The sequence below is a fragment of the Streptomyces sp. NPDC091377 genome, from assembly GCF_044757045.1.
Taxonomy (GTDB): domain Bacteria; phylum Actinomycetota; class Actinomycetes; order Streptomycetales; family Streptomycetaceae; genus Streptomyces.
In genome coordinates this window covers 94,030-116,107 of record NZ_JBIVUE010000013.1, presented here as the reverse complement: position 1 = coordinate 116,107, position 22,078 = coordinate 94,030, and the positions used below count along the sequence as shown (strand labels likewise).

At 70.7% G+C, this 22,078-nt stretch carries 20 protein-coding genes; 6 read left to right on the top strand and 14 right to left on the bottom strand.

Annotated features, from left to right (window positions below; all coding sequences use genetic code 11):
• Positions 1–54 precede the first annotated feature (54 nt).
• Genes amiA through ACIQNG_RS26470 form a run of 5 tightly spaced genes read right to left on the bottom strand, consistent with a single transcriptional unit; the run spans position 55 to position 4,254 of the window.
• Positions 55–192 (bottom strand): streptamidine family RiPP, encoded by a 138-nt coding sequence (amiA, locus tag ACIQNG_RS26490; RefSeq protein WP_401435794.1) that lies wholly within the window; start codon positions 190–192, stop codon positions 55–57.
• Between the two features lie 59 nt (positions 193–251).
• Entirely contained in the window at positions 252–1,130 is an 879-nt protein-coding gene (locus ACIQNG_RS26485; RefSeq protein WP_401488401.1) for an ABC transporter ATP-binding protein, read from the bottom strand.
• 33 nt (positions 1,131–1,163) lie between these two features.
• Positions 1,164–2,237, bottom strand: coding sequence for a FecCD family ABC transporter permease (locus ACIQNG_RS26480; protein ID WP_401488400.1), 1,074 nt, complete (start codon positions 2,235–2,237; stop codon positions 1,164–1,166).
• A complete protein-coding gene (locus ACIQNG_RS26475) occupies positions 2,234–3,262 on the bottom strand; it encodes a FecCD family ABC transporter permease (RefSeq protein WP_401488398.1) in 1,029 nt (342 codons plus the stop codon). Before ACIQNG_RS26475 ends, ACIQNG_RS26480 begins: the two co-directional genes overlap by 4 nt.
• 11 nt (positions 3,263–3,273) lie before the next feature.
• On the bottom strand, positions 3,274–4,254 hold the full coding sequence (locus ACIQNG_RS26470; RefSeq protein ID WP_401488396.1) for an ABC transporter substrate-binding protein: 981 nt from the start codon (positions 4,252–4,254) through the stop codon (positions 3,274–3,276).
• A 150-nt stretch (positions 4,255–4,404) separates the two neighbouring features.
• On the opposite strand from ACIQNG_RS26470, the gene ACIQNG_RS26465 reads away from it, so the two are divergent.
• Entirely contained in the window at positions 4,405–5,652 is a 1,248-nt protein-coding gene (locus tag ACIQNG_RS26465) for a hypothetical protein (protein WP_401488394.1), read from the top strand.
• 542 nt (positions 5,653–6,194) lie between these two features.
• On the opposite strand, the gene ACIQNG_RS26460 is transcribed toward ACIQNG_RS26465, so the two are convergent.
• The 8 genes from ACIQNG_RS26460 to ACIQNG_RS26425 all read right to left on the bottom strand — a co-directional run bounded on the left by ACIQNG_RS26460 (position 6,195) and on the right by ACIQNG_RS26425 (position 14,304).
• Entirely contained in the window at positions 6,195–6,791 is a 597-nt protein-coding gene (locus ACIQNG_RS26460; protein WP_401488392.1) for a biotin transporter BioY, read from the bottom strand.
• 32 nt (positions 6,792–6,823) lie between these two features.
• The gene (locus tag ACIQNG_RS26455) at positions 6,824–7,039 is read right to left on the bottom strand and encodes a biotin/lipoyl-binding carrier protein (protein ID WP_401488391.1); all 216 of its coding nucleotides are present in this window, start codon (positions 7,037–7,039) and stop codon (positions 6,824–6,826) included.
• Between the two features lie 11 nt (positions 7,040–7,050).
• Positions 7,051–8,397 (bottom strand): acetyl/propionyl/methylcrotonyl-CoA carboxylase subunit alpha, encoded by a 1,347-nt coding sequence (locus ACIQNG_RS26450; protein ID WP_401488389.1) that lies wholly within the window; start codon positions 8,395–8,397, stop codon positions 7,051–7,053.
• Positions 8,394–9,161, bottom strand: coding sequence for a LamB/YcsF family protein (locus ACIQNG_RS26445; RefSeq protein WP_401435819.1), 768 nt, complete (start codon positions 9,159–9,161; stop codon positions 8,394–8,396). Before ACIQNG_RS26445 ends, ACIQNG_RS26450 begins: the two co-directional genes overlap by 4 nt.
• 2 nt (positions 9,162–9,163) lie before the next feature.
• Complete coding sequence (locus tag ACIQNG_RS26440) at positions 9,164–10,150, bottom strand: 5-oxoprolinase/urea amidolyase family protein (RefSeq protein ID WP_401435822.1); 987 nt, start codon at positions 10,148–10,150, stop codon at positions 9,164–9,166.
• Complete coding sequence (locus ACIQNG_RS26435) at positions 10,150–11,112, bottom strand: carboxyltransferase domain-containing protein (protein ID WP_401488386.1); 963 nt, start codon at positions 11,110–11,112, stop codon at positions 10,150–10,152. The genes ACIQNG_RS26440 and ACIQNG_RS26435 overlap by 1 nt, the downstream gene beginning before the upstream one ends.
• 12 nt (positions 11,113–11,124) lie before the next feature.
• On the bottom strand, positions 11,125–12,645 hold the full coding sequence (locus ACIQNG_RS26430) for a purine-cytosine permease family protein (protein WP_401435826.1): 1,521 nt from the start codon (positions 12,643–12,645) through the stop codon (positions 11,125–11,127).
• A gap of 156 nt (positions 12,646–12,801) precedes the next feature.
• Complete coding sequence (locus tag ACIQNG_RS26425) at positions 12,802–14,304, bottom strand: PucR family transcriptional regulator ligand-binding domain-containing protein (protein WP_401488384.1); 1,503 nt, start codon at positions 14,302–14,304, stop codon at positions 12,802–12,804.
• A 138-nt stretch (positions 14,305–14,442) separates the two neighbouring features.
• On the opposite strand from ACIQNG_RS26425, the gene ACIQNG_RS26420 reads away from it, so the two are divergent.
• Positions 14,443–14,856, top strand: a complete 414-nt coding sequence (locus ACIQNG_RS26420) for a replication-relaxation family protein (RefSeq protein ID WP_401488382.1) — start codon at positions 14,443–14,445, stop codon at positions 14,854–14,856.
• A gap of 317 nt (positions 14,857–15,173) precedes the next feature.
• On the opposite strand, the gene ACIQNG_RS26415 is transcribed toward ACIQNG_RS26420, so the two are convergent.
• A complete protein-coding gene (locus ACIQNG_RS26415; protein ID WP_401488380.1) occupies positions 15,174–15,938 on the bottom strand; it encodes a M15 family metallopeptidase in 765 nt (254 codons plus the stop codon).
• 246 nt (positions 15,939–16,184) lie between these two features.
• On the opposite strand from ACIQNG_RS26415, the gene ACIQNG_RS26410 reads away from it, so the two are divergent.
• The 4 genes from ACIQNG_RS26410 (at position 16,185) to ACIQNG_RS26395 (ending at position 21,551) form a co-directional block, all read left to right on the top strand.
• Complete coding sequence (locus tag ACIQNG_RS26410) at positions 16,185–16,583, top strand: BlaI/MecI/CopY family transcriptional regulator (RefSeq protein WP_401435836.1); 399 nt, start codon at positions 16,185–16,187, stop codon at positions 16,581–16,583.
• Between the two features lie 5 nt (positions 16,584–16,588).
• The gene (locus ACIQNG_RS26405) at positions 16,589–17,650 is read left to right on the top strand and encodes a M56 family metallopeptidase (RefSeq protein ID WP_401488378.1); all 1,062 of its coding nucleotides are present in this window, start codon (positions 16,589–16,591) and stop codon (positions 17,648–17,650) included.
• A 723-nt stretch (positions 17,651–18,373) separates the two neighbouring features.
• Positions 18,374–19,297 (top strand): LLM class F420-dependent oxidoreductase, encoded by a 924-nt coding sequence (locus tag ACIQNG_RS26400; protein ID WP_401488377.1) that lies wholly within the window; start codon positions 18,374–18,376, stop codon positions 19,295–19,297.
• A gap of 556 nt (positions 19,298–19,853) precedes the next feature.
• Complete coding sequence (locus ACIQNG_RS26395; RefSeq protein ID WP_401488375.1) at positions 19,854–21,551, top strand: peptidase dimerization domain-containing protein; 1,698 nt, start codon at positions 19,854–19,856, stop codon at positions 21,549–21,551.
• The last annotated feature ends 527 nt before the right edge of the window (positions 21,552–22,078 follow it).

Below are 22,078 nucleotides of genomic sequence, written 5' to 3'. Positions count from 1 at the left end.
CGGTGACGACGGAGCGGGCCTGCCCAGCGACTGGGCAGGCCCGCCCCCTTCGTTCTACTTGTCGGCCGTCACGGCCATGTCGTCGGCGACGTCGTCGAAGGGGTTCTCGACGAGGGCGTTGGAGTGGGTCGCCGACAGGTGAGCCAGCTGGCTCGGGTCGGCGATCGGGGTGAACACCTTGTTCTGCTCCATGGAAGGACTCCATTCGTTTCTGGACTGCGGCGACCGGGACCGGCGCCGCGTGAACGACATTAATGAATATGATTATCGTTCCGCAATACCTCTCGCGGGGGGAGAGGGTGATCTGGGTAACACACAGGCCAGCCGCCGTGCGGGTCCGTACCCACCCGCCCTGACACGCCCAGCACTTCGGCGAGCAGTTCGGGGGTGACGACACGGTCGGGTGGGCCGTCCGCGGCCACCCGCCCTCCGCGCAGCGCGACGATGCGGTCCGCGAAACGTGCGGCATGTCCCAGGTCGTGCAGCACCATGACGACGGTCAGGGCACGTTCCTCGCGCAGACGCACCACCGTTTGCAGCACCTCCAGCTGATGCCGCAGATCGAGATAGGTGGTGGGCTCGTCGAGGAGCAGTACGCCCGTGTCCTGCGCGAGGGACATGGCCAGCCGCACGCGCTGGCGTTCGCCTCCCGAGAGGGAGTCGACCAACCGCTCCGACCAGTCCGCCACGCCGACATCGGCCAGTGCCCGGGCGCATACGTCGTCGTCACCCTCGCGCAGCATGCCGAGGGGCCCACGGGACGCGTACCGTCCCTGCTTGACGAGTTGGCGTACGGTCATGCCGGGCACGGCGGGTGAGGACTGGTGCAGCAGCGCGACGTGTCGCGCGGTCGCCCGCCGGGACAGACCGGCGAGATCGGCGCCGTTCAGCAGGACCCGGCCGGCCGACGGCCGCAGCAGACCGGCGATCAGGCGCAGCAGCGTGCTCTTGCCACAGCCGTTGAGGCCGATCAGGGCGACCAGTTCGCCCGCGGTCACCCGCAGATCGACGCCGGTGAGGACACTGCGCCCCGGGTAGCCGAAGCTGACACCGTTCACGGACACCACCTCGGGTGCCGGACTCCGGATGCCGTGGTCCCCTGCCTCGGCGGGCGAGGTGCGGGTGGTCATCTTTCCTCCTGGAGGGTCATCTCTCGGCACGGTTCACACCTGTCCTGATCCCTGGCGTCGCGCCACCACGAGCAGAAGCACAGCGCCGACACACGTCGTCAGCGCCCCCACAGGCACGACCAACCGAGCGGTGGCCAGTCCTTCCGCCAGCACACGCGAGAACAGCTGAGCCGCCGCGTCGGCTCCGCACACCACGACCGCGCCGACCAACGCGGCGCCCGGCAGGGTGACGCGCAGGTCGGCACCGAAGACCGCGAGCGCCAGATGGGGCACGAGAAGCCCTACGAAACCGAGCGCCCCCACGGCGGACACCGCGCCGGCGGTCAGCGCCACCGCGCACACCAGTGCCGCCGCGCGCGCCCGGCCGACCGTGAGCCCTGCCGCCGTCGCCTGTTCGTCGCCGCAGCGCAGCAACGTCAGGGGGGCGGCAAGCAAGCATGCGGCGGCCGTCCACACCAAGGCCCAGGGCCACAGCAGCGTCCAGTGCTCCCAGACCCGTCCTTCGGTCGAGCCGATCAGCCACTGCACGATGCTCCCGATCTGCCCCGGAGCGACCAGCAGGACGATCGAGGTGAGTCCGGCAAGTACGGCGGAGACGAGCACCCCGTACACCGCGGTCTGCTCGGAGTCCCCTGTGTGACGTCCGGCAAGCAGCCACAGCAGCCCGGCTCCGGCGAATCCGCCCAGGCAGGCCGCCACGACCACCGCTGCCGGGGAGTCCCACCCGGCCAGTCCGAGACCGGTTGCGGTCACCGCCCCGAGCACGGCCCCGGGAGTGACGCCCGTGACCTCCGGCCCCGCCAGGGGGTTCCGAAGCGCCGACTGGAGCAGAAGTCCCGCCAGGCCGAGGCTCGCGCCGGCTCCGAGGGCCACCAAGGTCCGGGGGACGCGCAGGTGCAGCACGACGTGCCGGGCTGTCGGATCGCCCTCCCCCGTGAACACCTCCCACACCTCGCCGGCGGTCGGACTCCGGCCCGCGACGAGGTCGGCGCACGCGGCGACAGCCACGAGCACCACCAGCAGACCGAGCTTCGCCCCCGGCCCGAAGGCGGTCGGCTTTCGCCCCTCCCGACGGGGGCGCGCAGACGTGGTGGCGCTGACGGTCATCGGCTGACTCCCGGCCCGGAGTCGCGGCTCGTCGTCACTGCCCCCGGATTCGCGGCCGAGCGGCCCGGCTTCCGCGTTCCGCGCCTCGTCCTCAAGAGAGCGACCCCCACCGGCACCCCAAGCAGCGCCGTCCACGCGCCGACCGGTGTTTCGACCGGTGCCAGCGCCAGCCGGGCGGGCTGGTCCGCGCAGAGCACGATCAGCGCACCCCACACCACGGACCACGGGAGCCAACTCAGCGCGTCCCCTCTCGGACACAGGCGGCGCGCGAGTTGCGGCGCGAGGAACCCGACCCAGGCGACCGGCCCGCAGACCGCTACGACGGGGGCTATCAGGACGACGGCGATGGTCAGTGCCCCGAGCCGGGCCTGCCGCACCCGCACCCCCAAGGCCCGGGCATCGTCGTCCCCGAGACGCAGCACGCCCAGGACCGGGGCGCCCAGGACGAGCGCGGGCAGGGCGACGAGCAGCCAGGGCCACAGCCCCGTCACGTCGTCCCAGGTGCGGGCGGACAGACTGCCCAGCAGATAGCGGTAGATCAGCTGGAGGTCGAGCTGGTCGGCGAGGACCATCAGCACCAGGAGCCCAGCCTGGAGAGCCGCTGATACGGCGGCTCCGGTCAGCAGTACGGCGGACGGGCTCCGCCCGAACCCCGCTGCCGCCAGCGTGAGCGCACCGCCGCAGATCGCGCCGCCGAGAGCCAGCAGCGGCTGCACCGCCGCGGGCACCGACAGAGCCAGCACAAGCGGCGCCGCGACGCCGAGGGCGGCGCCCGAGGAGACTCCGATCATCTCGGGCACCGCAAGCAGATTGCGCAGCGACTCCTGGAGGACCAGACCGGCGGCGCCCAGACACGCTCCGGCGGCCAGGGCGAGCACCATGCGCGGAAGCCGCAGTTCGGTGAGGATCACTGCCTCAAGACCGTCTCCGCTGAACACGGCGTACAGCCGGTACGGTGCCACGAACGGAGTGCCCAGGCACAGCGCTGCGCCGACGCCGACCACCAGGAGGACGCCGGCACCCACCAGTTGACGTGTCACTTCAGAGCAGCCAGTGCCTCGTCGAGCACGATGCCGAGCGAACGGGTTCCGCGTCCCTTGGCCCAGACCTCGGAGTTCACCTCGACGACCTTGTCGTTCCTCACCGCCGGGATCCGGGCCCAGAGAGGGTTCTTGGCCAGCTTCTCGGACAGCTCGCCGTCTGATCCGCCGAAGGACAGCGTCTCGACGAAGAGGACATCGACATCGCGGCTGAGGATCTCCTCAAGGCTGTAGCTTCCTTCGACACCGCGCCCCTTCCACGGGTACGAGGAGATCTTCGGGAAGAGCCCGGCCGCTACGTCGTTCTTCGGCGTCGCGACTCCGAAGTTCTCGTCACTGCCGAAGATGATCAGGGACGTCTTGTCGCTCCTGTTCCGCTCCGCCGCCGCGAGTCTGGTGCGCAAGCGCCGCTCCGCGGCCTCCGCCTGTTCCGTACGCCCGGTCAGCGCCGCGAGGTCCCGCAGGTATCCGACGCTGTCCTCCCAGGTGGAGGGCTGGACCGGCCAGAACGTCGTCGCGCCCTTGAGCGCGGGGGAGAGCTTGCCGTGCGTGTCCTCCAAGCCGATCACCAGATCCGGCTTGTGTGCGAGCACCGCCTCCACCTCGGGACTGAGGAAGCCCCCAGGGATGACCGGGATCTGCTCCGCGCGTTCCTTGCCGAAGAACTTCGGGTGCGCCAGCAGCGCGGAGTTGGTGGCCGTCGGCTCCATACCGAGTTCCGCGAGCATGTCGTCGCACAACGAGACGAGGCAGACCACGCGCTTCGGGGGCGCTTCGGCCGTGATGGTGACACCCCGAGCGTCAGTGATCTTGTGCGATGCCTTGACGGGCCGGACGTCCACCGAGGTCTTCGGACCCGCGTCGTCAGGTCCGGCCTTGTCGGACGCGGGCTCCTCGGCCCCGCCGCATCCCACCAGCACTGTCCCCACCACGACGGCCGCCGCCCACCGACGGATCCTTCTCACTGCGTGCGACATGACATGCCCTCTGTCCTTCTCGATGTCCGGGCGCGGCTGACGGTGTGGTGGAGGACCGTCCCGGACCTGGCCCCTCCACCACGATTTAGACATGATAATCATTATCAAAGCAACCTCCGTCCCAGTTCCCTCATACCGGGAGACCACCTCATGCCCCTCGGACCCCGCCTGATCGTCGCCGACCAAGTCGCCGGAACCATCCGGATCCTGGATCTGGGTGACGGGCACACGACCGCTCGGCTCGATGGGCGCCATCTCGCCGAACACGCCGGCTTCCTCGCGCTGCCCGGCAACCGCCTCGCGTTCGTCGACGACCGGGCAGGCGAACTGCTGGTCCTCGATCCCTACGGTCCGGAGTCCGGCCGCCCGGTGGTCGAGCACCGCGTGCCCGTGGCCGTACCGGCGGAGCATCTGGCCGCCGGACCGTCCGGTCGTCGTATCGCCGTCACCACCGGACTCGGCCGCAACCCGTCCGCCTGGTGCGACCAGTTGACCGCCGTGGACCTGGCCGCTGAAGGGGGCCCGGGCGCGGTACGGGTCCGCACGCGTACCGGTGAACCGGGCGTCGCTCTCTGCGGCTCCCCCGACGATCCGCTGGTGGTGTTGCGCCATCGCGAGCCCGGCCAACTGACCGCCTACCGGCACACGGCACTGATGGATGCCGCCCCGTCGTGCCCGCCCGCGGAACCGGCCTTCTCCACTCCGCTTCCGGACGACGACGGGCACGGCGACGCGTACGACCCTGTCACGGGGTGGGTGTTCGCGGCGGCGCGCTCAGGGGTCCACCGGGTGCGCCCGGACGGCGACGCCCTGGCCTTCGGAAGCCTTCTGCCCTGGGCTGCCGGCGGGCGGACCGGAGGCCGCGGGTTCTACCTGCGGCTCGACGCCCGGCACCGGACCCTCTGGTCCTGCGTGAGGGGCGGGCCGAGCACACCGGAGAGGTGGCCGGACTGGACCAACGACGCATGGTGGCACCACCTGGACTCCGGCGACGTCGGGCGGCTGCATCTCGGGCCCGGCCTGATCTTCCGCCTGGCCGTGGCCGCCGATCACGTGGCCTTCTCCCGCGTGCACCCCGAGGGTGACGAACTGATCCTCGTTGCCACCTCACAGGCGGCACCGGTCGTGACGGCCCGCCTGCCGCTCCTGCCCATGGCGGCGGGCCCACGCCCCGGACACACCCCCTGGGACGGCGTGGAGCGCCGCGCGATAGCGGCATCCCCCGCTGCCTCACTGGTTGCCGTCTCCAGGGGCGGTCACGGGGAGATACACGTCTTCGACGCCGAAATGGCCCAGCAGACGGACCTGCTCACCGTACCCACCCCGCTCTGCGAGGGTGGTCACCTCGCGTTGCTGACCCCGGACGACCGATCCCATCTGGACCCGATCGGCCGCTGACCGAGGGACACCGGCTTCGCCGCCCACCCTCCTCGACGTTTGCGTACGCGCTCGCGCTGTTCCTGCGCTGTGTCTGCGCACTGAGCGGGGCTGGCGAACCTCAGCCCGGGACCTGGGCTTGTTCATGACGTGGCTGCGGCACGCGCCGAAGGACATGTCGGGGATCGAGCCGTTGCCGGGGCGGCGCTGATCGTCGGTCCGGGGCGTATCAGCAGTGGCAGAACGACCTGGTGACCGCGCGCGGAGCCGAAGTACGGGTCCACGGATCTCCGCGATTCACCCGGTGAGAGCCGCATCGTGGCCCGGCCGCCTCATGGAAGGTGAGCTGGAAGGACGACGGAACAGGACTGATGTGGGATGGCTTCTGACCCCGCAGCTCCAGCCCCTGGAACACGGCCTCCAGGGGCAACTGCTGGTCCGGGGTCAGCGCGGGCACCAGATGCGACTCACCGACTACGGCCAGACGGTGTCGCGCCGCCCAGCCGTACACCGGCCAACTCGCCGCCGAGGAGACCGGCCAAGAGGCGTCGGCCGTGCGGTCTTCACCGGCGAAGCGTCTCGATACCCCGCCAGGCCAGGGGCAGTGCGCCCGCCGCGACGGCAATCTTGAGGGCGTCTGTGACAAGGAACGGGGTGACTCCCTCGGCGACGGCGGTCTGGAGGCCGAGGTGGAGGTTCAGGGCCAGCCAGGTGGTTCCGACCAGGTAGACGACTGCGTTGCCGAGTGCCATCAGACCGATGGTGCCGACGACGCTGCGGTCGTTGCCGCGGCGGGCGAGTTCACCGACGAGGGCGGCGGCAAGGACGAAGCCGACCACGTAGCCGAAGGTGGGGCCGCCCAGGCCACTGGAGTGGTTGGTGAACCAGGGGACTCCCGCCGCTCCGGCGGCCAGATAGAGCAGCATCGACGCGGCTCCGCGGGCGGTGCCCAGGGCGGCGCCGGTCAGCAGGACGGCGAGGGTCTGGAGAGTGAAGGGGACGGGGCTGAGCGGGGTGTGCAGGAAGACCTGGGCTGCGAGACCGGTGAGTCCCGCGCCGCCGGCGATGAGCAGTGTGTCGCGCAGGAGGGCTGTGCCAGGGATTCGGTCGGCGAGGACGCCGGGGCGGGTGGTGGCGGGCCGGAGGGTGGCTGTGGTCATGGTGGTCGAACTCCGTTCGGGGGCGAGGGTGTTCAGGAGATCTCGGCGATCAGGGCGCCCTCTTCGAGGATGTCCCCCTCGCTGATGGCGAGTCTGGTGACGGTGCCGGCCGTGTCCGCCTCCACGGGGATCTCCATCTTCATGGATTCGAGGATGGCGAGAGTGTCTCCGGCGGATACCTCGGTACCCTCACTGACCAGGACTTTCCATACGTTCGCGGCGAGGTCCGCAGTGATCTGCTGGGGCATCGGAGGTGCTCCTATCGCATCTTGGCGACGATGCTGGTGGTGTAGGTGCCGTCGGTGAAGGTGGGTTCGTCGAGGAGTTCGGTGAAGAACGGCAGGTTGTTCTTGGGGCCGCTGACGGCGAAGGCCGCCAGTGCCTCGCGGGCCCGGGTGAGGGCCTCCTCGCGGGTGTCGGCGTGGACGATGAGCTTGGCCATGAGGGAGTCGTACGCCGGAGTGACCTTGGTGCCCTCCACGTAGCCGGAGTCGACGCGGACGCCGGGCAGACCAACGGGTTCCTCCCATCGCGTCACCGCGCCGGGTCCGGGCAGGAAGCGGATGGGGTCCTCGGCGTTGACGCGGAACTCGACGGCGTGGCCGTGCGGTTGGAGCCCGGTGAGGTCCGTGGACGGGGGCAGGCCGGAGGCGACGCGGAGCTGTTCCTCGACCAGGTCGATGCCGTACACCGCTTCGGTGACGGGGTGTTCGACCTGGAGGCGGGTGTTCATCTCCAGGAAGACGAAGTCCTGGGCGCCCTGTTCGCCGTGGACGAGGCACTCGACGGTGCCCGCGTTGCGGTACCCGACGGCCTTGCCCGCCTCGACGGCGGCGGTGAGCATGCGTGCGCGCAGGCCGGGGTCGAGATCCGGGGAAGGGCTCTCCTCGACGAGCTTCTGGTTGCGGCGCTGGACCGAGCAGTTGCGTTCGCCCAGGGCGACGACCGTGCCGTCGGCGAGGCCGAGGATCTGGACCTCGATGTGCCGGGCGGCGGGGTAGTAGCGCTCCAGGAGGATGCCGGGGTCGCCGAACATACGGGCGGCGAAGCCGGAGACGGCCCCGTACTGCTTGCGCAGCTCTGCCTCGTCGTGCGCGATGCCCATGCCCATGCCGCCGCCGCCCGCCGACGCCTTGACCATCAGCGGGTAGCCGACGGTGTCCGCGGCCTCGACGGCGGCGGCCTCGTCGGTGACCGGTTCGAGGGTGCCGGGGGCGACGGGCATGCCGGTGGCGGCGACCGCGTTGCGGGCGTTGATCTTGTCGCCCATCAGGTCGATGACGTCCGGGTCGGGGCCGACCCAGACCAGTCCCGCTTCCCGCACTCGGCGGGCGAATGCGGCGTTCTCGGAGAGGAAGCCGTAGCCGGGGTGGATGGCCGCGGCACCGGTCCTGACAGCCGCCGCGAGGACCCGTTCGGCGTTGCGGTACGACTCGGCGGGCGCCGCCGGTCCGATCTCCACCGCCTCGTCGGCCTCGGTCACGAAGGGCAGTCCGGCGTCGATGTCGCTGTGCACGGCGATCGTGCGGACGCCGAGGCGGCGGGCGGTGCGGATGATCCGGCGGGCGATCTCGCCCCGGTTCGCCACGAGAAGGGACTCGATCACGGGGCCACCTCCAACTCGGCCAGCGGGACGGTCCCGATGCCGTGCGCGGTGAGGGCCCGGTGCACGGCCGCGGCCGTGTCGACCGCGTTGGGCGCGTCGCCGTGCAGGCACAACGACACCGCTTCGATGTCGAGTTGGGTGCCGTCCTCGGCCTCGACCTTCTTCTCCAGCACCATGCGTACGGCCCGTCGGGCGACCAGCTCCGGGTCCCAGGCGCGCTTGACCGGCTCGATGACGAGGTGGCCGGAGCCGTCGTAGTGCAGGTCGGGGAAGGCTTCGGGGACCAGGGTGACGCCCTCGGCGGCAACCGCTTCCGTCGTGGACCGGTTGAGGAGCATCAGCGGCAGGGCGGGGTCGGTCTTGGCCACGGCGCGGGCGACGGCGGCGGCGAGCGCCGGGTCCTCGGAGGCCATGACGTACAGGGCGCCATGCGGTTTGACGTGGGCCATACGGCCGCCGGCGGAGCGTACGAAGGCGTCCAGAGCGCCGAGTTGGTAGAGGCAGTAGTCCTCCAGGTCCTCGGGCGGCACGGTCATCCGGCGTCGCCCGAAGCCCATCAGGTCGGGGAAGGCGAGGTGGGCGCCGATGGCCAGGCCGTGTTCGACGGCGGCGGTGACGGTACGGCGGATGGTGGGCGGGTCGCCGGCGTGGTAGCCGGTGGCGACATTGACCGAGGTGAGGTACGGCATCATGCCGAGGTCGTCGCCGAGGTTCCAGCGGCCGAAGCTCTCGCCCATGTCGCAGTTCAGGTCGATACGGGGCATGGTCAGAGTTCCTCGTAGTGGTGCGGGTCGGTGGTGTAGTCGGCGCGGGCGGCGAGCGAGAGTGCCTCGTCGAGGGAGACCTCGCGGAAGCGGATGGTGTCGCGGCCCGGTCGCAGCTGGCCGGTCTTCCACAGGCCGGCCTGGACGACGGTGCCGATGACGGTGAAGCCGCCCGCTGTCGGGCCGTCCGGGCCGAGGATGACGGGGACGTCGCCGTTGGTGTTGATGCCGCCGACCGGGTAGCTGCCGTCGAGGACGTTGGAGGGATGGCCGCCCGCCACACCTCCCGAGGTCCGGGCCCACTGGAAGCGGTGGGACTGGAGGCGGGTGCCGACGCGGTTGGCGTTGAGGTCGACCTTCCACTCGCGGCCGAGCAGGTCCTTCCAGTCCTGCTCGGTGAGGAAGTCGGGGTCGGCGTGCGGGCCGCGCATCACCTCGACCTCCCAGTCGTTGGCCAGGGCGGGGCGCAGAGCGGCGGGCACCCGGAGCCGGGCGGGATCCGGCACCGGCCGGGCGTGCAGGACGTCGCCCTTGGCCAGCGCGCGGCCCTCGACGCCGCCGATGCCGCCCATGGTGTAGGTGGCCCGGGAGCCGAGGACGACCGGGACGTCGATGCCCCCTGCCACGGCGAGGTACAGCCGGAAGCCGGGCCCCTTGACGATCGCGCACTTGATCTCGTCACCGGGCACGACCCGGACGGTCTCCCACAGCGGCAGCGGCTCACCGTTGAGGGTGATCCCTGAGCCCTCGGCGCCGGTCACGGCCACCGAGGTCTTGGCGAGCACCTTCAGTGTCAGCCGTCCCATGGGGATCTCCAGGGCGGCGGCTCCGACGGCGTTGCCCACGAGGGAGTTGGCGACCCGGAAGGACAGATGGTCCATGGGTCCCGCCGGGAAGAAGCCTTTGGACTGCAGGCCCCGGCGGCCCGGGTAGTCCTGCACCAGGGTCTGCAGTCCGGGCGCGACCACGTCGAACACGGGCAGGCTCATCACGGCACCTCCGTCCCGGCGGCTGCCGCCTCGCGGGCGGTGCGCAGCGCGTCGGCCTCGTCGCGCACTCCGGCGGCGCGCTCCAGATAGTCGGCGACCGAGAACGGGTCGTCCTCGATCATGTACTCGTAGCGGTTTTCCAGCACGTCCCGGCGGGCGGAGAGCAGCTGATCCTCGCCGACCCGCAGGAACCGCACCCGGTCGCCGGGGCGGATCAGGATCGGGTCGTCGCGGAAGACGTCGTGGCGAGCGAGGATGTCGTACACCGGCACGGTCCGCCCGAACAGCTGGTACCCGCCCGGGGATTCGACCGGGTAGATGGCCACGCAGGGCCCGCCGATGCCGACGGCGCCCTCCGCGGTCCAGGTGCGGGTCGGGTTGTACTTCGGCACGGTGATGGCGCCCCGCGCGTCGAGCGGGAACATGAACGGCAGACCGGGGAAGAAGCCGGTGTAGGCGTTCCACCACTCGGTGCCGGTCACCGTCGCGTACAGGTCCTCGGGGTCCTCGAGGCCGTTGTACTCCAGGATGTAGCCGATGTTGGAGTTGTCGCGGACGTTGGGGGCGTCCCGGCGGATGGTGGTGGCGTAGCGCCGTACGGCCTCTCGGCTCTCGGAGTCGTCGAAGGCGATCGGCAGGGTGATCAGCCGGCTGGGGATCGTCAGCGCGCGCACCGACTGCTGCGCGTCGTGCACCTCTTCGAGGGCCGCCACGAGGTCCTTGCGGTCGAGGGCGGCGGGCTCGTAGTGCAGCAGCAGGGAGCGGAAGCCGGGGGCGGCCTCCACCAGGCCGGGCACCGGGTGCTCGGTGAGCTGGGCGGAGACGGCGGTGACGAAGAAGTTCAGCTCCAGGTCGAGCGCCATCTCGCCGTACTCGACAAGCACATACCGGTCGCCGGCGGCGCGGTAGGTGATGGCCGGCCGCTCCCCGTCGGCGGAGCGGCTGTGGATGATCGCGGTCATGGTCCCTCTCTTCTAACGGCCGTCGGACGCGCAGGCGGAGCAGACGACCTTGTCCTGCGCGGTCCGGTCCATCTCGACGGCGACGTACGACCTGTCGCAGGCGTGGCAGAGGACACGGGCCTGCCAGATGTCCTCGACCTCGTCGCGCGGGTCACCGGCCCGCTCCCGTACGGCGTCCGGGGCGAACCGCAGGGCGAGCCAGTACAGTCCGGCCGCCAGGGCGACGGTGATGACCGGGGCGAGCTGGGCGAGTACGGCGTTCGCCGTCTGCTCGGTGAGGGTGATACCGACGGCGGACGCGGCGAGCCAGGCACCCGCGCCGGCGGTGACCGGGACGAGTCGCAGCGGCCGGAACTCCGGCAGTCCGTCGCGGTCGGCGCCGCGTACGGCGATGTGGACGAGTGCGATGGCGACCCACGCGGTGACGAAGACGCCCTGCCAGGCCAGGGCGCGCAGCAGGTAGGTCAGTACGTCGGTGAGCATCAGCAGGTAGGCGATGGCTCCGGCGACCGCGACCCACACGGTGCGCGGCAGCCGGAGCCGCAGGACGCGGGTGGCGAAGGCGTCCAGGTTGGTGGAGGCCAGGTAGTAGTTGGCGGTGTTGATGCGGGTCTGCGACACGAAGATCACCAGGACTCCGGCGAAGCCGAGGGTGTCGATGAACGCGTCCACCACACCCGTCTCGGAGCCCGCGATGTCCCAGGCGCGCAACAGGTAGATGCCGATCAGCCCGTTGACGGCGAAGGTGAACAGGTAGAACACCCAGCCGAAGGTGACCGTGCCGTGGAACTTCTGGTCCTCGGGCCTGCCGAAGCGGGCGTAGTCGATCGTGTACATCATCATGATCCACACGCCCATGTAGATCAGGTACGAGGTGACCCAGCCCGGCAGTGTGCCGCCAGCGGCGGCCGAGTGCAGCCAGGTGTCCGGGTAGCCCTGCTTGACGGTGGCCGTGACGACGACGGCGACCAGCCCGACGACGTACAGCGGCAGGAGCACCCCGTTGAGCTTGTCCAGCCAGGTCCGCACCCCGCCGATGACCAGCGGCAGCGCGTAGAGCACCACGGCCAGGTACCAGATCTTGATGTCGCCGCCGAAGTACTTCTGGAAGGCGACCGCGATGATCGAGCCCTCGAAGACGCCGTAGTAGAGGGCGGTCGCGGCGAAGATCAGGGGGGCGAGCGCCGAGCCGAGCGTGCCGAACAGCCGTCTGGACAGCAGGGCGACGGTCAGTCCGGTGCGGGCGGCGTAGCGGGACAGGACGAGGTTGACCACGCCGTACGTGACGACGGTCAGGCCCATGCCGACCAGGGTCGCCGGGGTGCCGACCGCGTCGGCCGAGGCCACCGCGACGTACAGCCAGAACATGGCCGAGAACATGGCCCACCAGGCCATCGTCAGCGACCACCGGCCGGACCGCCAGGAGAGGGGGACAACGTGGGTGGAGTAGTCCTCGGTGGCGGCCTCCTTGACGACTCTGGGGTCGTCGGTGAAGGAGACCTCCAGCGCGGGGCGCTCTGAAGTCGTGGACATGAACGTCTCCTGACGGGAGCGAGCGGGGCGGGGGGTGGCTCAAAGGTGAGGGGCGGCACCCCCGCTCACCAATGCGCGATCCGCGCAATCGCGTATTACGTTTGCGCCATCCGCGTACTGGCCTGGCGGCCGGCGTGCCGACGCTGCCGTTCGGCGTCAGCGCTCCAGCACGGTGAACGCCATCCACAGCTCGGCCCGCAGCCCCGGGTCGGAGAACGGCCGGCCCAGGAGCGTCTCGGCCCTGCCCAGGCGGTAGGTGAGCGTGCGGCGGTGGATGCCGAGCGCGGCAGAGGCGGCCTCGGAGTTGCCGTTGTGCGCGAGATAGGCCCGAACGGTGCCGAGCAGGTCGATGCGCCGGGCCTCCTCGCTCTCCAGTGGAGCGAGCGTGGCGAACGCCCAGCCCTCGGCCTCCGCCGGACTCACGTAGGACAGCAGGCCGATGTCCGCCACGTCCCTGGTCGTCAGCAGCCGTCCCGCGGCGGTGGCGGGAACGGTGTCGGCGAGCGCCGCGATCTTGGGCCAGATCCGGGCGAGGTCGGTCATCTCGACGGGTTCCCCGATGACGCCGTGGCTGCCGTTCACCGTGCTGATCACGTTCTGCACGACGCCGACGTCACCCTCGACGGCGGGCATCGTCACCACGACCCGCCCTCTGTCGTCCCCTGCCACCAGCGCCGAGACGATCTGCAGGCTGTTCTCGTTCTCCAGCGCTTCCAGCAGATCGGCCCGTCGTTCCGCGGGGGCGGTGAGGGCCGCGATGCGCACCGGCCCGTCGGGGAGCGCGATACCCAGGGACTCGGCCGCTTCCGCGGCGGCCTCACATCGGCCCGCGAGGATCATGGACAGCACGGTCGAGCGTTCCCGTCGTTCGCTGCCCAGCAGTTCGGCGGCCTGCGCGACGCCGAGCGAGAGCAGGTCCACGGCGACCTCGACCACCCCGCGCTCATGGCCGCGCAGCGGCGCGGACCGTCCGACGGCCAGCACGCCCGCCGCCCGGGCCCGCTCGCCCACCGGTAGCAGAGTGACCCGGTCGCCACCGACGTCGAACACCGCCGAATGCCACGACCGGGTGCGGGCGACCTCCAGCCGGACCCGCTCGGCGTGGCTGCGGGCCTGCTCCGGGGCCCCGGCCAGCAGGTGTCCCTCCCGCGACAGCAGCAACACCCATGCGTCGAGCTGTCCGGCCAGCCGGGTGACCACAGACCGGTGCGGAGGAGGCGTCAGCGCCGCCCGCACCAGCCCCCGGTACCGCTCCATGGCGGCGGTCCGCTCGGCACGCTCCTCCGCCACCAGACCGTCGGCCACCGCCCGCACCACCGCGCTGAACCGCGTCGGCTTGGGCACCTCGACCACACTCAGCCCACGCCGGGCCGCCTCCGCGAGCAGCGGCGGCGGAACCTCGGCGTGGCGCAGTCCCACCCCGAACCCGAGGACGGGGACACCAGCTCGGACCAGCCGGTCGACGTACTCCGGCCAGCGACGGCTGGTACGTCCGAGGCCGAGCCCGGTGGTCAGCAGCAGGGTGTCCCGGTCGACGTACGGCGTCGGATCGACCAGATCGCTGACATGCGCCCACCGCACGACGGCATCGGCGCGACCGGCCAGGAGCTTCAGGCTGAGGTCCCGGTGAGCGAGGAGACCCGCCAGGGTGAGGGGCATGCGGTCAGGCTAAGCGAGACCGGAGACCGGGGCCGTGACTCCGTCGCCGGTGGGAGCCGAACGCAGAGGCGTGGGCTGCCCGGTGGTGAACCAGATCGGGTCACTCGGGGCGGCCATCGGGACGCCCATCTCCCCGATGTGCCCGCGTGGCAGTTCGTTCAGGACGACGTGGACGTGGCGCCGTTCGACGCCGAGCACGTCCTGGACGACATCGGTGAAACGCGCCGGAAGAAGTCCACACCCGCGGCCGAGGTGTGTGCCGATGCGCTGCGGATGCTGGGACGCGTGCGGATAGCCACGGTCCGGCAGATGGCACAGGTGATCACGGAGGAAGACGCAGACGGCCGGTCGTACGTGCGCGGGGCGATGAACAAGCTGGCGGAGCGCGGGCCGGCAGAGACGAACGGCAAGGACGGCAAGCACCAGATCTGGAACCTGACCCGGCGGGACAGAAGGCTCTGGCCGACGGCGACGAGCCGCCTCCCCGCCCGAAGGCCGGCACAGGAGCGAAGGCCGTTCGCGCCGGGCTCGGTCCGCACGGCGTCGCGGTGACGGACATGATCCTCGCCTACGGCGGCCGTAAGCATCTGACCGACTGGCAGGTGGAGGTTCGGCGACTCCTGGCAGCTTGTCGTCCCCGGCCCCCGCACCTGCGCGGACACCGAGGGCGACACCACGCGCTGAGCTGGTCGACCTGGCGCCGCCGACGCCAAGCAGTCGCCCGCCGCTGTCACTGCCTGCGGCCTTGTCGCACCTTCGAGGGGCGGTCTCCGTGCGACCGCCCTTGCACCTCCGGAGTCCGGCCACACTCCCGCCACCCGGTGAAAGCCCAGGTCAGACTGCGAAATTCTGCTGGAGTACCAGGCGTCCTAGGGAGCCGGTGCGGTGCCGTCTCCCGTCGTTGCCGACGGTGCGGCGCCGGGTCCGCCGTACGGCTTCGACGGGTACCCCGTGTCGAAGTGCATGTAGTCCGGCACATCGATGTTCTGCCAGATCCAGCCCTCGTCGATGAACGTCCGCCAGACCAGTCCGCCTTCGAGGATCTTGCCCTTGCCCTCGGTGCGCCCGCTATTCTCGGCGGTCGGCTGCCAGCACTTGCAGCGCAGGTCCTGCCAGGGGTTTTCGAGGGGGTTGATGTCGACGGACCGGCCGTTGGCGTGCGGGGACTCCATCGCGGGGGCGTTGATCTGGTCCGCACGGCGACAGTTGAAGGCAGCCGTGTTGTCGGCCGCCAGGCTGGCGGTGCTGTCACCGTCGTACGCCTCCAGAGGCTTCATCCGCCGGATGGGGAACTCGGCGTCGAAGAGTGCGGTGAAGATCCGGACGAAACTCTCGGCGGTGTCGGCATTGACGACGAGTTCCCCGCGCTGGATCTTCCCCTCGAAGTCGAAGTGGTTGATCTCCACGCGGCGCAACTGGTCCGGGGAGGTGACGGGGCAGCCCGCCCGGACCATCCCCGCCTTCCGTATCTCCCGCCACTGCTCGTCGGGGACGGTCCGCACGACGGCATCCGCCGAGGGCGTCGGCGGAGGCGTCGGGCTCTGGGCCCGGGTGAGGCTCTTGCTCTCGCTCGATGTCGAGCCGGTGTCCTCCGCGGCCGAGCAGGCCGTGACGAGCAGGAGCGCCGCCGTCACGAGCGACGGTCCTGTGCGGGCGAAACGGATCACTGCGCTGTTCCTCAAGGGTGAAGGGGCGGTCATCACCCATGAAACTACTACAGGCGATAGAATATCTATGGGGGGTAGAATTTTTACGAGAGGTGGAAGTCCGACGGAGGATAGAGTCTCCCGGCGGGAGCGGGAGCGGGAGCGGGAGCGGAAGAGGACGCGGACGCGAGAGCGCGGGCGCGGGCGGCGCACGAGAAGGGGCGGTAGGGGAAGATGCGGCCATTCGGCGAACTGGAAGCCGACATCATGCGGGTGCTGTGGGCGGCGGAGGCCGAAGAACCTCTCACGATCCACACCATCACAGACACCCTCAACGCCGAGGGACGCAACCTGGCGTACACCACCGTCATGACGGTGACCGAACGCCTGCGCACCAAAGGATGGCTGACCCGGGAGAAGGTCAGCCGCTCCTTCCGCTACAGCGCGATGCGGACCGCCGACGACTATTCCGCCCAACTCATGACGCAGGCCCTCGACTCCTCCGCGGATCGCACCGGCGCCCTGCTGCGGTTCGCGGGGCAGCTCGACGCCTCCGAGGCCACGGCGCTGCGCCAGGCCCTGGACGCACTGCCCGGGGACGACACCGCCACACGTCCGGAGTCGGAGCGCTGAGAGCCGTGCTCATCATCGCCGCACTGCTCGGCCACGCCCTGCTGCTCGGTGGCCCCGTCCCTCGCCGACTCGCCGGCGCCCGCTGGGCGAACCGCTTCCCGCAGGCGGCCCTGCACGCCTGGCACACCTGCGCGGCCGGACTGCTCATCGCGCTGACCGGCGCCCTCATCCTCACCGCCCACGACCTGTGGGAGCACATCATGGTGTGGGTCTTCCGCGCCGACCTGCACCAGGTCCACGCCGCCTACGGAGGCACCTGGCAGGCCACCGGCATCGCCGAGGCGGCCCTCCTCGTCCTCGCGCTCGGCACCGGCACCCTGTCCGCCCTCACCCTGCGCCGCTCCCTGCGCCTGCGGCACGACCGCGACCGCCACCGCCTGACCGCGGACGCCCAGCCGGGACACGGAGCGTACGGAGCCTACCCGGGACTCGGCGAGTCCCCGGTCCACCCTGCCCCGCACGACAGACGCGCGGCCGAGCCACCGGTCCGGGTGCTGCGCCACCACGCCCCGGCGGCCTTCTGCATCCCCGGCTCGCGCCGCGACTCGCGCATCGTCGTGACCAGCGCCGCCCTCGAACTGCTCTCCGGCGACGAACTCGACGCCACCCTCGAACACGAACGGGCCCATCTACGCCTGCGCCACCACCGCTCGATCCTCGCCGCCGACATCCTCACGGCCGCCCTCGGCTGGACGGGCCTGCTGCGCGGGTACGCGGACCAGGTGCGGCGGCTGGCCGAGATGGCCGCCGACGACCAGGCGGCCCACCGACACGGCAGCCGCACGGTCGCCAAGGCCCTGCTGGAGATGTCCTCGGTGTCAGATCCCGGCGGGAGCGCCGGTCGGGGCGGCAGCGGGATCGGCGAGGGTCTTCCCGCAATGACGGGCCCCGACCCGGCCGGCCGGATCCGGCGGTTGATCAGTGCGACGCCGCGCCGCACGAGCCGGCCGGTCGCCGTGCTGATCGTGTCCGCGGCCCTCGCCGCGACCGTGCTGCCGGTGGCGGTGGCGATAGCACCGGCGGCGCTGCTCGCGGACACCGCGCATCCCGTTTCCGTGGGGCACTGACGCTCCCGGACGCCTCTCATCACGAGAGGCACGCCCAAGAACACGACGACGTGCGGTGTCACCCTGTCCACCGGTGCTGTCCAAGTGACCGCCGAAGAAGGGCCCGTCCGGCGGCAACGACCATCGAGGAACGGGCGACGTCATGGTGGCGAGCGACGACGTTGTTCAAGACCATCCCCATCGGCGGATTGTGCGGATCGGTGACACCATCCGAAGGCCGGTCCAGCTCTGGACGACGACGGCCCTTTCGCTCCTTCGGCACCTGGAAAACGGTGGGCTTCCCTTATGCGCCCCGAGTGTTGGGGTTCGACGAGGGGGCCGCGAGGTTCTGACCTTCCTCGAAGGAGAGTCCGGGCCGTCGCCGGAGGTGGCGGACCCGTCGAGGGCGAGGTGATCTGCCACGGGGACCTCGGTCCTTGGCGCGTTGTGTGGCGGGGCCCGCCGGCCCGTGGGGACCATCGACTGGGACTTCGCCCGCCCGGCTACGACGCCCGCTCGGCTGCGCCGCCCGCCGCTTCGAGCACCAGGAGCAGGGCGCCGGCGCGCCCGCCTCCAGAAGATCGCGGCCGAAGCCTCCAAGGAACCGACACCAAGGGGCACGGTTCCTCTCACCCAGGTCCAGCAGTCGGCTGCCGGATGTGCGGAGCCGCGTACACACGACTGTCAAACAGCCGTCACACAAGAACGGGAATGCGTGTCCGACCGACGCTCGTTCTCGCTGACATGACTACAGGAGTAGCGCTCGACGCGACCGGTGCCGACAACCAGATCGATGCCTCCGTGCGGCTGGCCCACGAGGCCGCGGCTGCGGGGCTGCGGTCGGCCTGGTTCGGGCAGACCTTCGGCGCGGACTCGCCCCTGCTCGCTGCGGTCGTCGGGCGAGAAGTACCCGGCCTGCACGTCGGCACGTCGGCGATTCCGGTTTTCGGCCGCCACCCGCTGCTCGTCTCCAGCCAGGCCCAGACCGCCCAGGCGGCCACCCACGGCCGTTACCATCTCGGACTGGCGCTCGGCACCAAACTCCTGACCGAGGCTGGCTTCGGCATCCCCTTCGAACGGCCCATCGCGCGTCTGCGTGAATTCCTCACCGCGCTACGGCAGTTGACCGAAACCGGTACCGTCGACTTCCACGGCGAACTGCTCACCGCGACGACACCGATCCCCGCCCGTGTGCCGGGTGCCGAAAGCGGCGTGCCGTTGCTCGTCGCCGCGATGGGCCCCCAGGCGCTACGTGTCAGCGGTGAGTTGGCAGATGGGATCCTGCCCTATCTGGCGGGGCCGCGCGCACTGAGCGAGCACATCGTTCCGGCGGTCACCGCGGCGGCAGAGGACGCCGGTCGTCCCGCGCCCCGGATCGTCGCCTTGGTGCACGGCGTGGTCACCGACGATGTCGACTCCGTACGGGAGAAGGTCACCGAGCAGCTCGCGTTCTACGAGCAGTTCCCGTCCTACGCACGAGCCATCGAACTCTCCGGGGGCCGGCGAGCCGTGGATGTGGCTGTGATCGGCGACGAGCGGACGGTCGCCGCCGAGGTGCGACGCTACCGGGACGCCGGGGTGACGGAGGTGGTGTTCTCGGGGACGGAGATCGCCGGAGAATCCGACCGGAGCCGTACCTGGGCACTCCTCGGAGAGCTGGCCGACTGAGCACACCGCACGGCCACTTGCGCGCCACCCACCAGGAGGACCAGCCGATCGACGTGGTTCAGGGACTTAGTCAGGAAGCGCGAGCGGCGGGAAGCACGCCGGTGGACCACGACTGTTCGCATGAGCCCGGTCGTGATCCTGTTCGTGGTCGCCACCTTGGTCGCCACCTTGGTCGTCGCGACATCGACGGCGAACCAGGCACGCCGGTGCCATAGCCTCTCAGGTATGGGCCGAGGCCGGCTTCCCGGGCCGGCGGGACAGACTCCTGCGCCGCCCGAACCCCCGCCACGCGCACCATCAGCCCTGACGAAGGGGTGCAAGCAAGGAGTACGCGCTGTACATCGCGACGGAGTCCATGAGCGGCCCGTGAACAGAGCCGGCTCCCTGTGCGGACGACAACAAAGGGCTCCTCTGCCTCTTCTTTGCCACCGACATCACGTCGGTGTTTTCCGGCCAACCAACCGTTCTGATGCCTCTCCACCTGCGCTGAGGCTGTGCGATCCTCCGGAGGTTTTCGCCCCGAAGCGGGCCTCGACCCTCAGGAACGAGAGTGCACATGACCGACCCGACCCTGGGCCGCCGCCGACTGCTGAAGATGTTCGGAGTGAGCGCGACCGCGTCGACGGCCGCAGTCCTCCAGGCCGATCCGGTACTCGCCGCGACCCTCGGCCACGACGAGATGACCGGCGTGTACGCCGCCGAGTACCGCGCGCCGACTGGCTTGGCGGGCAACACCGACGCCAAGCGGACGGCGCTCGCCTGGATAGATACGAACCGGGCCGCCCTGACGGGGCTGAGCGACGCCGTATGGCGCCACGCCGAACTGTCGCTGCGCGAGTGGAGATCGTCCCTCGCGACGGCGGCGTTACTGAAGGCCAACGGCTTCACGATCGAATGGGGTGCAGCGGGCTTCCCCACCGCCTTCGTCGCCACCTACGGCAGCGGCGGCCCGGTCATCGGATTCAATGCCGAGTACGACGCGCTGCCCGGCTTGTCCCAGAGGAAGGGCGGCACCACACACGACCCACTCGTATACAACTACGACGCTTATGGGCCAACCTACGGGCCGGGACACGGCGATGCCCACAACGCGCTCGGCGCGGGCGGGGCGGGCGCGGCCATCGCCGTTGCCCGTGCCATCCGCGACCACCGGCTCAAGGCCACCGTCAAGCTCTTCGGCAGCGCGGGCGAGGAACAACTCGTCGGCAAGGCGTACGCGGTGAAGGCCGGGGTGTACGACGGACTGGACGCGTTCTTGGACTGGCACCCCTTCAACGTCACCGTCCCGTTCTGGAACACCACCAGTTCCCTGATATCGGCCACCTTCACCTTTCTCGGGGCCTCGGGCCACGGCGGCACCCCGCTCGGCAACAAGAGTGGTCTGGACGGCGCGCTGCTGATGGCGACGATGTCGGAGTACCTGCGGGAGAAGAACGTCGCCCCCTCCGGCCGTTTCCACTACGCGGTCATCAACGGCGGCGGCGCCCCCAATGTGACCCCGGACCTGTGCTCCATATGGTTCTTCGTACGGGAGGGCAGCCCGGCGCGCGCCAAGGTGCTCTACGACAAGATCGTGGAGTGCGCGAGGGCGGCGGCACAGGCCAGCCAGACCCGGCTGGTCCACAAACTCCATGCCGGTACCTGGAATCTGCTCGCCAGCAAGTCGGGCGCGGAACTCCTCAACGACAACATGCGTCAGATAGGCGCCCCGAGCTTCACCGAGGCGGACCACACTCTGGCGAAGGCCGTCCAGAAGGCCCTCGGCCGCCCGGAGACCGGAATGCCGACGGACCTCACCCCCCTCGCCCCGCCCGCCGCCACCTACACCGGGGGCCTGTCCACCGACACCGCCGACGTGAGCTGGCAGGCACCCACGGCGGTACTGCTGGCCGCGGCCTACCCGCCCGGTCTGCCCAATCACAACTGGGCGGTGACGTCCACCGCCGCGACCAACATCGGCCACCAGGCCCTGCTGTCCGCCGCGCGCTATCTGTCGGCCACTGCCATCGACCTCATCGAGCAACCCGACCGGCTGGCGGCGATGACGGACGAGTTCCATGCCCGTACCGAGGGCGTGACCTGGGCGTCGATGATCCCGGACGGCATCCAGCCCCCGCTCTACGAGCCCCCCGAGGACTTCCTGACCCGCACAGGCCAGACCTGGCCCCCGCAGGGCATCACCTGGCCGGTGCCGCCGATCCTGGCGACGGAGCAACTGGGGACGGCGGGGCCGGCGATGCCACCGGTGGAGTAGCGGGGGAGGGGGGGAACTCCGCGTACGGCCCGCCCCCTTGCTGCTGTCTGCCAGGTCCGCGCGGCGGCAGACCTCCGCGACCTGGTCGGGTTGGTGCGGCGTTCAGCCAGGCGTCGGGGCCGAGTCGGCCGGCAGGTCGCGTCGGTCGACCACCCGGCGCACCACGCACCCCGTCACGGTCACCTACTCGCCGCACACGGTCAGGCTCGGGCACCGAGTGCGTTGTCGACCCGGTCCGCCGCCGCGCCGCCGATGGATCAACGGGCGGACCAGAGGAAGGTGCCCGCGACCTGGAGTCCGACCAGGTAGACGGTCGCGGTCTCTTCGTAGGTGGTGGAGCGATGCCACGCCACTGCTGAGCACGAACGCCGACGGCCGGAACCGGCGGTCGCCGACAAGGCGGAACGTCGTGGTCGGTCCGCCGCGAGACCTGCCGATGGCGTGATCGTACGGCTCGCCGGCCGGTTTCCTTGTGACGGGACCCGGCAGCGTGCTGGTGGGGGCCGGCCTCGTTCGGCGACGGGTCA

Bases quoted from the DNA above. Each gene is read 5' to 3' on its own strand.
- amiA (WP_401435794.1), bottom strand. From the start codon at position 192: ATGGAGCAGAACAAGGTGTTCACCCCGATCGCCGACCCGAGCCAGCTG.
- ACIQNG_RS26460 (WP_401488392.1), bottom strand. From the start codon at position 6,791: ATGACCACAGCCACCCTCCGGCCCGCCACCACCCGCCCCGGCGTCCTC.
- ACIQNG_RS26400 (WP_401488377.1), top strand. From the start codon at position 18,374: ATGACTACAGGAGTAGCGCTCGACGCGACCGGTGCCGACAACCAGATC.
- ACIQNG_RS26455 (WP_401488391.1), bottom strand. From the start codon at position 7,039: ATGCCCCAGCAGATCACTGCGGACCTCGCCGCGAACGTATGGAAAGTC.
- ACIQNG_RS26465 (WP_401488394.1), top strand. From the start codon at position 4,405: ATGCCCCTCGGACCCCGCCTGATCGTCGCCGACCAAGTCGCCGGAACC.
- ACIQNG_RS26410 (WP_401435836.1), top strand. From the start codon at position 16,185: ATGCGGCCATTCGGCGAACTGGAAGCCGACATCATGCGGGTGCTGTGG.
- ACIQNG_RS26430 (WP_401435826.1), bottom strand. From the start codon at position 12,645: ATGTCCACGACTTCAGAGCGCCCCGCGCTGGAGGTCTCCTTCACCGAC.
- ACIQNG_RS26425 (WP_401488384.1), bottom strand. From the start codon at position 14,304: ATGCCCCTCACCCTGGCGGGTCTCCTCGCTCACCGGGACCTCAGCCTG.
- ACIQNG_RS26440 (WP_401435822.1), bottom strand. From the start codon at position 10,150: ATGAGCCTGCCCGTGTTCGACGTGGTCGCGCCCGGACTGCAGACCCTG.
- ACIQNG_RS26445 (WP_401435819.1), bottom strand. From the start codon at position 9,161: ATGCCCCGTATCGACCTGAACTGCGACATGGGCGAGAGCTTCGGCCGC.
- ACIQNG_RS26480 (WP_401488400.1), bottom strand. From the start codon at position 2,237: ATGACCGTCAGCGCCACCACGTCTGCGCGCCCCCGTCGGGAGGGGCGA.
- ACIQNG_RS26470 (WP_401488396.1), bottom strand. From the start codon at position 4,254: ATGTCGCACGCAGTGAGAAGGATCCGTCGGTGGGCGGCGGCCGTCGTG.
- ACIQNG_RS26435 (WP_401488386.1), bottom strand. From the start codon at position 11,112: ATGACCGCGATCATCCACAGCCGCTCCGCCGACGGGGAGCGGCCGGCC.
- ACIQNG_RS26485 (WP_401488401.1), bottom strand. From the start codon at position 1,130: ATGACCACCCGCACCTCGCCCGCCGAGGCAGGGGACCACGGCATCCGG.
- ACIQNG_RS26395 (WP_401488375.1), top strand. From the start codon at position 19,854: ATGACCGACCCGACCCTGGGCCGCCGCCGACTGCTGAAGATGTTCGGA.